14 protein-coding genes are annotated in these 14,218 nt (G+C 71.0%); 10 read left to right on the top strand and 4 right to left on the bottom strand.

Going from position 1 to position 14,218, the window contains the following annotated elements; genetic code table 11:
- Positions 1–28: 28 nt before the first annotated feature.
- From Q7L65_RS06560 to Q7L65_RS06550, 3 genes are all read right to left on the bottom strand, one after another.
- Positions 29–670 carry an HAD family phosphatase gene (locus Q7L65_RS06560; protein ID WP_304720248.1) on the bottom strand — a complete coding sequence of 214 codons (642 nt, stop codon included), beginning with the start codon at positions 668–670 and terminating at the stop codon, positions 29–31.
- Between the two features lie 76 nt (positions 671–746).
- Complete coding sequence (locus Q7L65_RS06555) at positions 747–2,579, bottom strand: nitrite/sulfite reductase (RefSeq protein ID WP_304719612.1); 1,833 nt, start codon at positions 2,577–2,579, stop codon at positions 747–749.
- Positions 2,580–2,658: 79 nt separating this feature from the next.
- Positions 2,659–2,874, bottom strand: a complete 216-nt coding sequence (locus tag Q7L65_RS06550) for a hypothetical protein (protein WP_304719611.1) — start codon at positions 2,872–2,874, stop codon at positions 2,659–2,661.
- A gap of 26 nt (positions 2,875–2,900) precedes the next feature.
- Here Q7L65_RS06550 and Q7L65_RS06545 point away from each other — a divergent pair, with 26 nt between their 5' ends.
- Together Q7L65_RS06545 and Q7L65_RS06540 are read left to right on the top strand one after the other, a co-directional pair.
- Positions 2,901–4,100 carry a hypothetical protein gene (locus Q7L65_RS06545; RefSeq protein ID WP_304719609.1) on the top strand — a complete coding sequence of 400 codons (1,200 nt, stop codon included), beginning with the start codon at positions 2,901–2,903 and terminating at the stop codon, positions 4,098–4,100.
- Positions 4,097–5,032 carry a GDSL-type esterase/lipase family protein gene (locus Q7L65_RS06540; protein ID WP_304719607.1) on the top strand — a complete coding sequence of 312 codons (936 nt, stop codon included), beginning with the start codon at positions 4,097–4,099 and terminating at the stop codon, positions 5,030–5,032. Before Q7L65_RS06545 ends, Q7L65_RS06540 begins: the two co-directional genes overlap by 4 nt.
- A gap of 24 nt (positions 5,033–5,056) precedes the next feature.
- Here the strand turns inward: Q7L65_RS06540 and Q7L65_RS06535 are convergent, their stop codons facing one another.
- Positions 5,057–5,782 carry a FadR/GntR family transcriptional regulator gene (locus Q7L65_RS06535; protein WP_304719604.1) on the bottom strand — a complete coding sequence of 242 codons (726 nt, stop codon included), beginning with the start codon at positions 5,780–5,782 and terminating at the stop codon, positions 5,057–5,059.
- A gap of 134 nt (positions 5,783–5,916) precedes the next feature.
- On the opposite strand from Q7L65_RS06535, the gene Q7L65_RS06530 reads away from it, so the two are divergent.
- Genes Q7L65_RS06530 through Q7L65_RS06495 form a run of 8 tightly spaced genes read left to right on the top strand, consistent with a single transcriptional unit; the run spans position 5,917 to position 14,216 of the window.
- Positions 5,917–7,443, top strand: coding sequence for a sugar ABC transporter ATP-binding protein (locus Q7L65_RS06530; RefSeq protein ID WP_304719601.1), 1,527 nt, complete (start codon positions 5,917–5,919; stop codon positions 7,441–7,443).
- The gene (locus tag Q7L65_RS06525; RefSeq protein ID WP_304719598.1) at positions 7,440–8,438 is read left to right on the top strand and encodes an ABC transporter permease; all 999 of its coding nucleotides are present in this window, start codon (positions 7,440–7,442) and stop codon (positions 8,436–8,438) included. The genes Q7L65_RS06530 and Q7L65_RS06525 overlap by 4 nt, the downstream gene beginning before the upstream one ends.
- Positions 8,435–9,460 carry an ABC transporter permease gene (locus Q7L65_RS06520; RefSeq protein WP_304719594.1) on the top strand — a complete coding sequence of 342 codons (1,026 nt, stop codon included), beginning with the start codon at positions 8,435–8,437 and terminating at the stop codon, positions 9,458–9,460. Before Q7L65_RS06525 ends, Q7L65_RS06520 begins: the two co-directional genes overlap by 4 nt.
- Positions 9,461–9,472: 12 nt before the next feature.
- Positions 9,473–10,522 (top strand): substrate-binding domain-containing protein, encoded by a 1,050-nt coding sequence (locus tag Q7L65_RS06515; RefSeq protein ID WP_304719593.1) that lies wholly within the window; start codon positions 9,473–9,475, stop codon positions 10,520–10,522.
- A gap of 9 nt (positions 10,523–10,531) precedes the next feature.
- Positions 10,532–11,485 (top strand): hypothetical protein, encoded by a 954-nt coding sequence (locus Q7L65_RS06510; protein WP_304719591.1) that lies wholly within the window; start codon positions 10,532–10,534, stop codon positions 11,483–11,485.
- Positions 11,478–12,662, top strand: a complete 1,185-nt coding sequence (locus Q7L65_RS06505) for an enolase C-terminal domain-like protein (RefSeq protein WP_304719589.1) — start codon at positions 11,478–11,480, stop codon at positions 12,660–12,662. The genes Q7L65_RS06510 and Q7L65_RS06505 overlap by 8 nt, the downstream gene beginning before the upstream one ends.
- A complete protein-coding gene (locus Q7L65_RS06500; protein WP_304719587.1) occupies positions 12,655–13,455 on the top strand; it encodes a hypothetical protein in 801 nt (266 codons plus the stop codon). Before Q7L65_RS06505 ends, Q7L65_RS06500 begins: the two co-directional genes overlap by 8 nt.
- The gene (locus Q7L65_RS06495) at positions 13,452–14,216 is read left to right on the top strand and encodes an SDR family NAD(P)-dependent oxidoreductase (protein ID WP_304719586.1); all 765 of its coding nucleotides are present in this window, start codon (positions 13,452–13,454) and stop codon (positions 14,214–14,216) included. Before Q7L65_RS06500 ends, Q7L65_RS06495 begins: the two co-directional genes overlap by 4 nt.
- Positions 14,217–14,218: the final 2 nt, after the last annotated feature.

Here is a 14,218-nt window from a genome sequence, read left to right as displayed (position 1 = left end):
AGCAGAAACCCGAGTGGGAATTGGCAATTTAGACCGTTGCGGTCAACAAGCGCGGCAGTTCGGCCATCGCCGCGAACGGCTCTGCGCCGGCCGATCGCAGCACTTCCGCGGGCGTTCGGCCGCTGTAGCCGAGCACGCGCATTCCCGCTGCCAGACCGGCCTCGACGCCGGCCGGGCTGTCCTCGACGACGACCGTCGAGGCCGGCTCGAACCCCATCTGCCGCGCCGCGTGCAGGAACAGATCGGGCCACGGCTTGCCGCGCCCGACGTCGTCGGCGCTGAAGGTCTGCTCGTCGTGGAAGCGGTCGCTCAGGCCCGCGGTCGCGAGCCCGTTGCGGATCCGCTCGTGGTCGCCGCTGGAGGCGACGCAGTAGGGCAGGCCGGCCGCGTCGAGCCCGTCGAGGGCCGCGGCGATCCCCGGCACGGCCGGGACGCTGCGGGCGGCGTAGGCGGCGAACAGCCGGTCGCGGTACTGCTGGCGCAGGGCGTCCGGCGGCGGCGCGCCGAGCCGCTCGGTCACGACCTCCACCATGTGCTCCCACGAGCGGCCCATGAAGGCGCGCTCGCTCTGCTCGAGCGTCGTCGCGAAGCCGATCGCGTTCAGGCCCTCCGTGAGGATCCTGTTCGCGGTCGGCTCGGAGTCGACGAGAACCCCGTCGCAGTCGAAGATGATGTGCTTCGCACTGCGAGTTCCACGGCGGCGTGGTGCCGCTTCGTCGCGCTCGGGGAACTCGCGGGCGCCGTCGTCAGACAGCGCACTCTCCCTCGCCGCGCTCGACGGCGAACGGGACGTTCTTGTTCCAGTCGATGAACAGGTTCATGTTCTCGAGGTTGAACTCGGCCGGCATCGCGAGATCGCGGACTTCGTCCTCGAACGTTCTCGTGCCGACGCGCTCGGCGTAGTCGTTGAACGCCTCGCCCTCTTCGCGCCCGGCCTCGTACATGCGGATCCAGCGCTCGACGGCGTCCGGGACGCGCTTGGACGGCAGGCGCAGTCTCAGGCGCGCGCCGAACAGCACGTCGCCGCCCTCGTAGCGGCCGCCGATGTGCGGGATCGAGGCGGGGATCGTCTTGTCGCCGACCTTGATCGAGGCGCCGTAGAAGCCGATGTTGGCGATGTGGTGCTGGGAGCAGCCGTTCGGGCAGCCCGACATCTTGATGTGGATTCTCCGCGTCAGCGGGTCGTTCAGTCTCATCTCCAGGATCCGCTGCTTGACGGCCTGGTTGAGGCCCATCGAGCTGGTGATCCCGAGCTTGCAGGAGTCGGTGCCGGGGCACGAGACGACGTCGGAGATCTCGTCGACGCCGGCCTCGCCGAGGTCGAGCGCCTTCAGCCGCGTCCAGACGTCGTAGAGCGCCTCGTCGCGGACCCACCGCAGCACGAGGTTCTGCTGCACCGTCGTGCGCGCGTAGCCGCCGCTGTAGTCGCGCATGATCTGCGCGAGGCCGCGGAACTGCTCGGGCGTCAGGTCGCCGCGCTCGATCTTCACCTCGACGGTCGAGAAGCCCGCCTGGATCTGCGCTCTGACGTTGGTCGAGACGTAGTGCTCGAACTCCGACAGGTCGCCGTTGGGCGTGTCGTAGGACGGCTGCAGCGCCGGGGCGTACGCCTCCTCGTCGTGCACGAACAGCCGCTGCATCGGGTCGAAGTCGCGCTCGTGGACCCAGTCGCCCTTGAGCTCCTCCTCGACCTGGTTGCGCAGCTCGTCGATGCCGAACTTGTCGACGAAGACCTTCAGGCGGGCACGCGCGCGGTTCTTGCGCAGCCAGTCCTGGCGGTCGAAGATGCGGAAGACGGCCTCGGCGACCTTCAGGTACTCGCCGTCCTCGGCCGTCTTGAACTCGTACAGCGTCGGTGCGACGCGCGCCATGATCGACGTGCCGCCGCCGACGCGGATCTCGAAGCCCTTGACGCCGTCGCGGACTCTCGCGAGGAACGCGATGTCGTGGATGCCGGTGATCGCGCGGTCGGCGGGAGTGCCGTCGAACGCGGTCTTGACCTTGCGCGGCATCAGCTGCGTCGTCGGGTGGCGCACGAAGTAGCGCACGTACGCGCCCGCCCACGGCGTCGTGTCGAAGACCTCGTCCTCGCAGATCCCCGCCCAGGGATCGGCGGTGACGTTGCGCACCGTGTTGCCGCAACCCTCGCGGCTGGAGAGGCCGACGGCGCTGACGTCGCGGATCATCACGGCCATCTGGTCGAGCGGCACGTGGTGGATCTGGATGTTCTGGCGCGTCGTGATGTGGCCCTTTCTCAAGGGCGCGTAGCGCTCGACGACGTCGCCGAACATGTCCATCTGCTCGGGGCTGACGCCGCCCCACGGCAGCTTCACGCGGACCATCTGCACGTTCGGCTGGCGCTGCCCGTAGACACCCTGTCTGAGCCGGAAGCCGATGAACTCGTTCTCCGGGTAGTCGCCGCGCAGGAATCTCTGCGACTCCGTGTCGAAGTCGTCGAACTCGCGCTCGATGATCGGGATCACGTACCCCGGGACGTCTTCGACGACCTCCGGGTTGTCGATCGAACCCAGCTTGCCGCTGGGTCTCTTCGTCTTCTCGCTGACCGAGCTGGGCTCCATGCGCTGCGTTCCTCCTACGGGCGGGCGGAGACCAAAGGTAGCAAAGCCGAGTGGCTTTTCGGGTATTTCCCGGTGGGCGTCAGCGCGCCCAGGGATGCGCGCCGGTGACGCCCACGGTCCCGCCGCGCACGCCTTCCAGCAGCGCCGCGTGCGTCCAGCGGTTCACGCGCTCGGGCGCCGCGACCAGCACAGGCGCCGTCTCGCGCATGAACTGCTCCAGCGCGGCGACGACCGCCGCGGCCTCCTCGGGGGAGGCGTTCGGCGCGACGATCTCCAACTGGGGACGACGGTTCATGCGCGTGAGGGTATCGTGGCGGCGCTGTGGAGGACGTACGTCACAGCGAGCGCCTGGGCGCCCGCGGCCTGCTCGCCGCCGTCTGGGCCGACTGGAAGCTGCGCGTCATCGCGCTGACCGCCGTCGCGCTGATCGTGCGGCTCGTCGTGATCGCCGTCACCGACGGCGGCGCGGACCTCGCGATCTACCGCTTCTTCGGCGGCTTCGCGCTGCACGGCGTGAACCCGTACGACGCGCCGGCCGGCGGCCCGATAGAGCCGCGCTTCGCCGACAGCCCGCCGTTGGAGTTCGCGCTCTTCGCCGGCCTGCTGGCGCTGCACGACTCGGCCGCGACGCTGCGGATCTTCTTCGCGCTGTGCGACGCCGGCACGCTGCTGCTGATCGGGTTCGCGTTCCCGTTCGCGCGCGCGTGGCGCTGGCGCGTGCTCGTCTTCTACGCCTTCAACCCGTTCGTGCTGACGGGGTGGACGGCGTTCGCGGAGGACAAGACGCTGCTGTTCCTGCTGATCGCCGCGCTGCTGCTGGCGCTCGACGGCGGCCGGCTGGCGTGGGCGTGGGCGGCGACCGCGGCACTGACGGCGCTGAAGTTCCTCGGCGCCTTCTTCGCGCCCGCGCTCGCGCTGCACACCGTCAGAGCGCTCGGCTGGCGGCGCGCGCTGATCCCGGTCGGGCTGTGCGCCGCCGCGGTCGCGCTGACGTGCCTGCTGTGGTTCCCGGACAGCCTGCACATGCTCGACAACCGCCGCGACCGCGCGGCGATCCCCGAGCCGATCCACGCCAGCCCGCTGCTGTTCCTGTCGCACGCCGGCCTCTACGCGACGTGGCTGCCGCAGCTGCTGATGATCGTCTCGCTGATCGTCGTGATCGCGCTCTACGCACGCGAGCGGCTCGACGTCAAGGAGGCGGTCGTGCTGTCGATCGCGGCCGGCTACGTCTACCTGCCGGACCAGCCGTCGAACCGGATCCTGCTGGTGCTGCTGCCGTTCCTGCTGCTCGTCGACCTCTCGCGCCGCGCCTGGATCCTGCTCTGGATCGCCTCGCTCCCCGCTGCCGCCGCGGTGATAGAGGCGTCGCGGCCGCTGCCCGGCGGCCTCGCGCAGCTGATCGGGCCGAGCGGCTCGCTGCGGCAGGTCGTCTGGCTGCACCTGCCGCTGCTGGTCGTGTTCGCGTCGTGGATACGCGAACGTTCACGCGCGGCGCCGATCTCCGTTAGCGTGTCGAAATGATCCCACCACGTTTTGCGAGCGGCGCGGCCGCGATCGCGGCGATCGCCGCCCTGGCGCTGCCGACCGCAGCGCTCGCCGCCAGAAAGCCCTCGGCACAGGGCAGAAGAGCGGCCCCGCAGTTCCTCGTCTCGCTCGGGGACTCCTACGCCGTCGGCTACCAGCCGAACCCCGCCACCGGCGCGCCTGGCACGGGCTCGACGGCCGGGTTCGTCTACCAGACCGTGGGCCTCGCGGCCAGACGGGGCTGGAGACTGAGAGTCGCGCAGTTCGGCTGCGGCGGCGCGACGAGCTCCTCGATCCTGACGCAGAAGGGCTGTCCGGCCGGCCTGCGCGGCCCCGACTACAGACCGTACGAGGGCAAGACGCAGATCGCCGCCGCCGAGGCGTTCCTGAAGAGAAACAGAGACAAGACGGGCCTCATCACCGTCTCGATCGGCGGCAACGACGTGACCGCCTGCGCCAGAGCCGCGAACGCGGTCACCTGCGTCGCGCAGGCCTCCGGCGTGCTGCGCGCGAACGTCAAGAAGCTCGTCACGAGACTGCGCAGAGCGGCCGGGCCGAAGGTCCGCATCGTCGGCACGACCTACCCGGACGTGATCCTCGGCGCGTACCTCTCGCCCGACCCGGCGACGAGATCGCTCGCCGATCTGTCGGTGATCGCCTTCAGAACGATCATCAACCCGACGCTGAAGGAGGAGTACGAGGCGGTCAGAGGCCAGCTCGTCGACGTCACGAGAGGGACCGGCGGGTTCATCCCGTTCGACCAGACGACCGACCTGCCGCCGTTCGGCACGATCCCCGTCGCCGTCGCGAAGATCTGCGACCTGACGTGGTACTGCCAGTACCAGGACATCCACGCGAGAGCGTCCGGCTACAAGATCATCGCCGACCTCGTCGCGAGAACCCTGCCGAAGAACAAGCAGTTCGGCTAGGGCCGCGCCCCGGGACGGGTCGCGCTACGGCGCGGCCCGCGCGGGCGGCGTCAGGATCCCGTAGTCGACGTCCGGGGCCGACTCGAGGAAGTGCACGGCCATCGCGCGCACGGCGGCGTCGCGGTCGCCTGCCGCGACCGCGTCGGCGATCCGCTGGTGGTGCCCGACAGTCCTTCTGAGCGCGTCCGCGCGGCCGGCGACGCGCCGCCACAGCTGTCCGAGCGAGTGCGAGACGACGGTGTTGAGCGCCTCCAGCAGCAGCACCAGCGCGTGGTTGCCGGCCAGCTGCGCGAGCGCGAGGTGGAAGTCGAGGTCGGCCTCTCGGAACGCGTCGAGGCTCTGGGCCGCGCGCATCGCATCGAGCGCGGGGGAGAGCGCGGTCGCGCGCGCCGTCGCGTCGTCGACCGACGCCGCCAGCGCCGCCGACTGCGCCTCCAGCGCGGCGCGGCACTGCTGGAACTCGTCCACGGCGATCCCGTCCTGGCGCATCCGCACGCGCAGGATCGAGTCGAGGATCTCGGCCCCCGGTCTGCCGACCACGGTGCCGCGGCCCTGGCTGCGCACGAGGATGCCGCGGCCTGCGAGCGCGGCGATCGCCTCGCGCACGACGACGACGCTGACGCCGAACCGTCTCGCGAGCTCGCCGGCCGGCGGGACGGGATCGCCGGCGCCGAGCCGCTCGTCGTCGATCAGGACGAGGATCGCCTCGGCGGCCTGATCGGAGAGTGAGCTGCGGGGGAGCGTCGCCACGCCACGAGTGTAAAGGGAGGTCCGGCCTCGTCTCATCTTCTTAGCTTGACAGCTTCTATTAGAAGTAGCTAGGTTGTCTGGCAGAGAGATCGGCGCGGCCATCTGGGCGCCGCGCCGGGAGGAGAACGATCGACGTGCTCGACCCCCAAACAAGACGAGCTGCACCCGTGCTGGAGGCGCGCGACGTGTCGAAGGTGTTCGGCGGGACCGTCGCCCTCGATCACGTCGACCTCAGCCTCTACGCGGGCGAGATCCACGCCCTGATGGGCGAGAACGGCGCCGGCAAGTCGACGGTCACGCGCATCCTCTGCGGCGTCCACCGGCCCGACACGGGCGTGCTGCTGATCGACGGAGAGCCCGTCGAGCTGCATTCGCCGGCCGCCGCGCAGGAGCGCGACATCGCGATCCTGCACCAGGAGCCGTCGCTGTTCGGCGACCTCGACGTGGCCGAGAACGTCTTCGTCGGGCGCCAGCCCAAGCACGGCCGTCCGCCGCGGATCGACCGCCGCCGCATGCGCGCCGAGGCGGCTCGCCTGCTCGGCGAGCTGGGCGTCGAGCTCGACCCGGGCGCGCGCGTCGCCGACCTCTCGCTGGCGGAGGCGCAGATGGTCGAGATGGCCAGCGCGCTGTCGCGCGACGCGCGCGTGCTGATCGTCGACGAACCGACCGCCGCGCTCACGCCCGGCGAGGTCGCCGACCTCTTCCGCGTCCTGCGCGGGCTGCGCGACCGCGGCGTCGCCGTGCTCTTCATCGGCCACCGGCTGGAGGAGATCCTCGCGCTCGCCGACCGCGTCACCGTCCTGCGCGACGGCCGCTTCGTCGACTCCCAGCCGGTTGGCTTCTACGACGAGGCGTCGATCATCAGAGCGATGGTCGGGCGCGCCGTCGAGGGCGCCTACGTGCGTGAGCGCGGCGAGCTCGGCGAGGTGCTGCTGGCGGTCAGGGGGCTGGCGCGCGCCGGCGTCTTCAGCGACGTCGACCTCGAGGTCCGCGCCGGCGAGATCGTCGGCCTCGCGGGCCTCGTCGGCGCCGGGCGGACAGAGGTCGCGCGCACGATCTTCGGGATCGACAAGCGCTCCGCCGGCAGCGTCGAGATCGCCGGCGAGCGCGACGTCGCCACGCCGCAGAAGGCGATGCGCGCCGGTCTCGGCTTCGTGCCCGAGGACCGCCAGCACGAGGGCGTCGCGGTCGAGCTGCCGATCTCCGCCAACGTCGCGCTGCCGATCCTCGGCAGAGTCTCCTCGCGCGGCTGGCTGCGTCCCGGCCGCGAGCGCAGGCTCGCGCGCGAGTGGGGCGAGCGGCTGCGGCTGAAGGCGCGCGACGTCTCGCAGGCGCCGCGCGAGCTGTCCGGCGGCAACCAGCAGAAGGTCGTGCTGGCGAAGTGGCTGGCGACCGATCCGCGCGTGCTGATCCTCGACGAGCCGACGCGCGGCGTCGACGTCGGCGCGAAGGTCGAGATCCACCGTCTCGTCGACGAGCTGGCGCGCAGAGGGATGGCGATCCTGCTGATCTCCTCCGACCTGCCCGAGGTGCTGGCGCTCAGCGACCGCCTGCTGGTGATGCGCGAGGGGCGCGTGACCGCGCAGCTGGGGCATGCCGAGGCGACTCCGGAGCGCGTCATGCAGGCGGCGGCCGCCGAGGTCGAGGCGGTGGTCGCGTGACCGCCGCCGCCCGGAGCCTCGCGCGTGCACGAGAAGCGGCGCTGGCCGGCTTCATCGTCCTGCTCGTGATCGTCGTCGCCGCGCAGAACGGCGATTTCCTGTCCGGCTCCAACCTGCGCAGCATCCTGCTCGACATCGCGCTGATCGCCGCGCTGGCGAGCGCGCAGCTGATGGTGATGCTGACGCGCAACTTCGACCTCTCGATCGGCTCGACCGTCGGCCTCGCGGCCGTCACGGTCGGGATGATCTGTCAGCAGCACGGCGCGCTCTCGACACCCGTCGCCTACCTGATCGCGATCGCGGTCGGGCTCGTCGTCGGGCTGCTCAACGGCTTCCTGATCGCGTGGCTGCGGATCCCGTCGATCATCTTCACGCTCGGGATGCTGAGCGTCGTGCGCGGCGCCGTGTACCTCGTCGCCGACGGCGGCCAGGTCAACAGCGAGGACGTGCCGAAGGGGCTGACCGACCTCTCGACGGGCGGCCTGCTCGGGATCCCGCCGCTGGTGCTGATCGCGGTCGCGGTCGCGGTCGCGGTGGCGCTGTTCCTGCGCTGGACGCGCAGCGGCCGCAGCGTCTACGCGGTCGGCTCCAACCCCGACGCCGCTCGCCTGCACGGGCTGCCGGTCTCGCGCACGATCGTGCTCGTGTTCGCGCTCAGCGGCGCGACCGCCGGCCTCGCCGGCGCGATGTACCTGAGCCGCTTCGGCTTCGCGCAGATCACCGCCGGCAGCGGCATGGAGCTGACCGTGATCGCCGCCGTCGTCGTCGGCGGAGCGTCGATCTTCGGCGGCTCGGGCAGCGTCGCCGGCACGTTGCTGGGCTGCCTGCTGCTCGGCGTCATCGGCAACGGCTTCGCGGTGCTGGGCGTCTCGCAGTACTGGCAGGAGGCCGCCTACGGCGCGCTGATCCTGCTCGCCGTGATCGCCGACCAGCGGTTGCGCGCGCGGCGCTCCCCCGCCCGTTCCCCCGAGACGACGACGGAGGCCGTCGCATGATCCGACAGACCGCCCGCCGCTTCGCCTTCTCGCACGAGGCGTTCGCGCTCGTGCTGCTCGTGATCGCCGTCGCCGTGGTCTCGCAGCTGTCGCCGTACTTCTTCGACGCGCAGAACTTCTCGCAGATCGCGACCGACTCGCTGGAGATCGGCCTGATCGCGCTCGCGATGACGCCGCTGATCGTGATGCGCGAGATCGACCTGTCGGTCGGCTCGACGCTCGGGTTGACGGCGGTGATCTTCGGCGAGCTCGCCACGCACGACGTGCCGCTGCTGGCGGCGATCGTCCTGACGGTCGCCGCCGGCGGCCTCGCCGGCCTGCTCAACGGCGTGCTGGTGACGCGCTTCGGGCTGTCGTCGATCGTCGTGACGCTGGGGACGATGGCGCTCTACCGCGGGCTCGCCAACGCGATCGTCGGCGACCAGACGATCGTCGACCTGCCCGGTGACTTCACCGCCAGCGACACGCGCTTCGCGATCGGCACGCTCGTGACCGTCCCGCACGTGCTGTTCCTGCTGTTCGCGTCCGCCGCGGCGCTGATCCTCCACCGCTCGACGGTCGGGCGGCGGATCTTCTTCAGCGGCTCGAGCCCCGAGGTGGCGGCGCTCTCGGGCGTGCGCGTCGACCGGCTCAAGGTCGGTCTGTTCGTCGCGGCCGGCATGCTCGCCGCGATCGCGGGGCTGTTCATGACCTCGCGGCTGCAGTCGGTGCGAGCCGACACCGGCACCGGTCTGGAACTGCTCGTGCTGACCGTCGTCCTGCTCGGCGGCGCGGACATCCGCGGCGGGCGCGGGACGATCTTCGGCACGCTCGTCGCGCTCGCGCTCGTCGGCGCGGTGCGCAGCGGGATGGCGCTGGGGGACCTGCCCGACCAGGCGCGCGTCGCCGTCGTCGGCGGGCTGCTGCTGCTGTCGATCGGCGCCGGCGTCGGGATCGAGACGCTGCGCAGAGCGGTCGCGGGGCGTCGCACCACCCGGAGGATCCGCGCGGGCGCGGAGCTCCAACCCACATCCACGAAGTAGGAGGAGAGACCAATGGTGAGAACGGCTGCGCGCCTGACGGCGCTGGGCCTGGGAGCTGCTGCGCTGCTGTTCGCAGGCTGCGGCGAGAAGTCCGACGGCAGCGCCACCGGCGCCGCGTCGTCCGGCGGTTCCAGCGGCGGCAAGCCGCGGATCGTCTTCATCCAGCAGAACTCGGGCAACCCCTACTTCGACAACATCTCCGCCGGCTTCGAGGCGGCCGGCAGAGCGCTCGGCTACGACTTCACCGCGACCGGCCCGTCGACCGCCGCCGCGGCCGACCAGGTCCCGCTGATCCAGGACCAGATCCAGAAGCAGGTCGACGCGATCGCGATCCAGGCGAGCGACCCGAAGGCGGTGCTGCCCGCGCTCAGACAGGCGCAGGCGAAGGGGATCAGAATCATCGCCGTCAACTCCGACCAGATCGAGGAGGTGCGCGACGCCGCCGTCACCCCGGTCGACTTCGAGAGAGTCGGCGCCGCCCAGCTCGAGCTGCTCGGCGAGCTGATGGGCTACAGGGGCGACTTCGCGGTCCTGAGCGCGACGACGACGGCCCCGTTCCAGGTCACCGTGATCGACCACATCAGAAGACTGCTCGCCTCCGACCCCAGATACAGAGCGATGAAGATGGTCAAGGTCGCCTACGGCAACGACGAGCCGCAGAAGTCGACGACCGAGACCCAGGGCCTGCTGACGAGCTATCCGGACCTGAAGGGGATCCTCGCGCCGACGACCGTCGGCCTGCCGGCCGCCGCGCAGGCGATCGAGACCGCCGGCAAGGGCGGCAGGGTCGCGCTGACCGGCGTCGGGCAGCCCAACCAGATGCGCAAGTTCGTCAGAGACGGCACGGTCGAGAAGTTCCAGCTGTGGGTCCCCTACGACCAGGGCTACGTCGGCGGCACGCTGCTGAAGGGCCTGATCGACGGCGAGATCGAGGCCGGGCCGGGGGTCTCCTTCGACGCCGGCAGATACGGCACGCAGAGAGTCTCCGAGAGCGGCGTCGTCTACGTCGCGCCGGAGATGACGGTCTTCGACAAGGACAACATCGACGACTACGACTTCTAGGCGGGCGCGATGAGCATCGATCACACGAAGCTCTTCCACGCGCTCGATCTGCCCGCGGGCGACCTCCACGACCACCCGAGCTCGCCGCTGTCGTTCCCCGACGGCGGCGAGTACCGGATCGAGATCGCGACAGCGGAGGGGCTCGCCTCGATCGAGGCGAGCGTCGCGACCGCGCTGGAGCTGGGCGTCCCCGTCCATCGCTTCACGCAGGGCAGCGGCGCGATGCTGCTGACCGCGGCCGAGCTGACCGCGATGGCGCAGCTCGGTGCCGAGCACGGCGCCGAGGTCTGCATCTTCGTCGGGCCGCGCGGTCCGTGGGACGGCACCGCCTCGCCGCACACGCCGCAGGGCGGGGTCTTCGGCTGGCGCAACTTCGGCATGGACCAGCTCGGCTACGCGGTCCGCGACGTGCAGCGCGCCGTGCGCGCCGGCGTGCGCTCGATCTGCGTCGCCGACGAGGGTCTGCTGTGGCTGCTGGCACAGGCGCGCGCGCGCGGCGAGCTGCCGGCCGAGCTGATCCTCAAGGTCAGCGCGCTCGCGGGGATCGCCAACCCGGTGCAGGCGCGGATGCTCGCGCAGGCCGGCGCCGACACGATCAACGTCGCCTCCGACACCTCGCTGGCGCGGCTGGCCGCGTTCCGCGCGGTCACCGACCGCCCGCTCGACCTGTACGTGGAGAGCCCGGACGCGCTCGGCGGTTTCGCGCGTCAGTGGGAGATCGGCGAGATCGTGCGCGTCGCTGCGCCCGTCCACCTCAAGTTCGCGCTCAAGAACGCGCCCAACCACTACCCGGCCGGCCGCCATCACGAGGGCGCCGTCGTCGCCGGCTCGATCGAGCGCGTCCGCCGTGCCGCGGCGGCGCTGGAGATCCTGCGCGACGTCGCGCCGCAGGCACGTTGCTCGCCCGGCGGCGTCGGCGCCGCGCCGGCCCACCCGACCCCCGACTCCAGAGACCATGTCTGAACATCGAATCGTCGACATCCGCACCCGCCGCGTCGGGTTCTCGCGGACACCGAAGACGCTCCAGGCCCACCTCGCCAGTCCGATCAGCGCGCTGCCGCCGGTGGAGCCGGCCGGCGGCGGCAGCTGGTTCGGGCCGTGCGCGCAGGTGATCGTCGAGGTCGTGACCGACACCGGCCTGGTCGGGGTCGGCACCGCCGGCGGCTTCAGCGCCGTGCCCGCGACCGTGATCGAGCAGCACCTGCGCCCGCTCGTGCTCGGCGCCGACCCGTTCAACGTCGAGCGCAACTGGGACCTGATGTACCGCGCGGTCGCCCGGCTCGGCATCAGCGGCGCGGTGATGGCCGGGATCAGCGGGATCGACATCGCCTGCTACGACATCATGGGCAAGGCGCTCGGCGTGCCCGTCTACGACCTCGTCGGCGGTCGCAAGCAGGAGCGCATTCCGGTCTACGCCAGCCGCCTCTACGCGCTCGACGACCTCGACGAGCTCGCCGACGAGGCGCGCCGCTGGCGCGACGCCGGCTTCAGGCTCGTCAAGCAGCGCTTCGGCTTCACCGCGCGCGACGGCCTTGCCGGCATGCGCCGCAACGTCGAGCTGGTGCGGACCGTGCGCGAGGCGGTCGGCGACGACGTCGAGGTCGCCGCCGACGCCTACATGGGCTGGACCGTCGAGTACACGCTGGAGATGATCAAGCGGCTGGCCGAGTTCGACCTCAAATGGATCGAGGAGCCGCTGCTGCCGCACGACATCGACGGCTACCGGCGCCTCTGCCGCACGAGCCCGATCCCGATCTCCCACGGCGAGCACCAGTACACGCGCTACGGCTTCGCGCGCGTGATCGAAGCGGAGGCCGCGCACCTCCTGCAGCCCGACGTCAACCGCGTCGGCGGCCTCACGGAGGCGCGCAAGATCTTCGCGTTGGCGGCGGCCAGAGACCTCGCCGTGATCCCGCACTCCAACGAGCTGCACAATCTCCATCTCGTGGTCTCGCAGCCCAACGCGCCGATGGCCGAGTACTTTCCAGATGTCGAGCCGGACACCGGCAACGAGCTGTTCTGGAAGATCTTCGAGGGCGCTCCCGTCGCGCGCGACGGCTTCGTCGAGCTGGGCGATGCGCCCGGTCTCGGCCTGTCGATCCGCGAGTCCGCGCTCGAGGAGCTGACGACGCATGCCTGAGGAGATCGCAGTGAATTGGCACGTACGCGCGATGAAGGTCGGCCACTGGACGACGGTGCCCGGCCCCGAGCTGTTCTGGATGTCCAACTGGGACGAGTGGCGGCAGGTGTCGGTCCTGATGCTCGTCGCCAGGAGCGATGACGGCAGAGTCGCGCTCGTCAACACCGGCCCCGGGCAGGACTACCTGCCGTTCATGAACGCGCACTGGGCGCGCGTCGTGCGCGAGGACTGCTCCTTCGACGTCGCTCCCGAGCAGCGGGTCGAGGCGATCCTCGCGGCCAACGAGCTGACCCCGAGTGACGTCGACTACGTGATCTGCACGCCGTTCCAGGCCTATACGGTCGGCAACCTGCCGCTGTTTCACAACGCGCGGATCTGCCTCTCGCGCAGAGGCTGGGAGTTCTTCTTCCAGAACCCGTACCCCAACCACCCGCACGACTTCCGCCCGATGGTCTTCCCGCCGCGGGTGCTGGAGTGGCTCGTCTACGAGGCGCACGACCGGATCGAGCTGCTCGACGACGAGCACGAGGTCGCGGCGGGCCTCAGCACCTACTTCACCGGCGGCCACCACCGCGCGTCGATCGCCGCTCAGTTCGCGACGGCGAGGGGGACGGTCGTCGCCTCCGACACCGCGTTCCTGTACGAGAACGTCGAGCAGGACAAGATCCTCGGGATCAACGAGAGCATGTACGAGACGCTCGACGCCTACGCCCGCTTCCGTCGCGCCGACCACTTCGTGCCGCTGTGCGACGCGCAGGTGCTCGAGCGCTATCCCGACGGGGTGATCGCGTGAGCGCCGCGGTCAGACGGGTGGCGCTCGTCACCGGCTCCGCCCGCGGGATCGGACGCGGGATCGCGCTGCGGCTCGCCGCCGACGGCTATCGCGTCGCCGTCAACGGGCCGAGCGCCGACGACGGGCCGCAGGAGACCGTCGCCCAGATCGCCGCCGCCGGCGGCGAGGCCCACGGCTTCGTGGCCGACGTCGGCGTCGCCGTGGAGGCGACCGGACTCGTCGACGCCGTCGTCGCCCACTTCGGCCGTCTCGACGCGGTCGTCTGCAACGCCGGCATCTGCCCGTTCGGTCCCTTCGACGACGTCTCCGAGGCGGTCTGGGACCGCACCCACCAGGTCAACCTGAAGGGCACGTTCCTCGTCAGCCAGGCCGCCTCGCGCGTGCTGATCGCGCAGGGCGACGGCGGACGGATCGTCGCGATCTCGTCGATCTCCGCGATCGCCGGCGGCTCGATGCAGACGGCCTACACGCCGACCAAGGCCGGACAGGTCTCGCTGATGCGCTCGCTCGCGATCGCGCTCGGCCCGTACGGGATCACCTGCAACTGCGTCGAGCCGGGCACGATCGAGACCGACCTCAACGCCGAGGTGCTCTCCGATCCGAGAATGCGCGAGCACTACGAGTCGCGCATCCCCGTGCGGCGGATCGGCGCGCCGGCCGACATCGCCGGCGCCGTCGCCTTCCTCGTCTCCGAGGACGCCGCCTACGTCAACGGGACAGAGATCCTCGTCGACGGCGGCGCCCTCGTGAACCTCGCCTAGAG

The organism is Conexibacter sp. CPCC 206217 (assembly GCF_030646165.1).
Taxonomy (GTDB): Bacteria; Actinomycetota; Thermoleophilia; order Solirubrobacterales; family Solirubrobacteraceae; genus Conexibacter.
Note: the sequence above shows the minus strand (reverse complement) of the source record. Positions and strands in the feature narration are given on the sequence as shown.

Excerpts from the sequence above, each read along its gene's own strand:
- Q7L65_RS06515 (WP_304719593.1), top strand. The coding sequence starts at position 9,473 with ATGGTGAGAACGGCTGCGCGCCTGACGGCGCTGGGCCTGGGAGCTGCT.
- Q7L65_RS06520 (WP_304719594.1), top strand. The coding sequence starts at position 8,435 with ATGATCCGACAGACCGCCCGCCGCTTCGCCTTCTCGCACGAGGCGTTC.
- Q7L65_RS06550 (WP_304719611.1), bottom strand. The coding sequence starts at position 2,874 with ATGAACCGTCGTCCCCAGTTGGAGATCGTCGCGCCGAACGCCTCCCCC.
- Q7L65_RS06505 (WP_304719589.1), top strand. The coding sequence starts at position 11,478 with ATGTCTGAACATCGAATCGTCGACATCCGCACCCGCCGCGTCGGGTTC.
- Q7L65_RS06540 (WP_304719607.1), top strand. The coding sequence starts at position 4,097 with ATGATCCCACCACGTTTTGCGAGCGGCGCGGCCGCGATCGCGGCGATC.
- Q7L65_RS06500 (WP_304719587.1), top strand. The coding sequence starts at position 12,655 with ATGCCTGAGGAGATCGCAGTGAATTGGCACGTACGCGCGATGAAGGTC.
- Q7L65_RS06510 (WP_304719591.1), top strand. The coding sequence starts at position 10,532 with ATGAGCATCGATCACACGAAGCTCTTCCACGCGCTCGATCTGCCCGCG.
- Q7L65_RS06555 (WP_304719612.1), bottom strand. The coding sequence starts at position 2,579 with ATGGAGCCCAGCTCGGTCAGCGAGAAGACGAAGAGACCCAGCGGCAAG.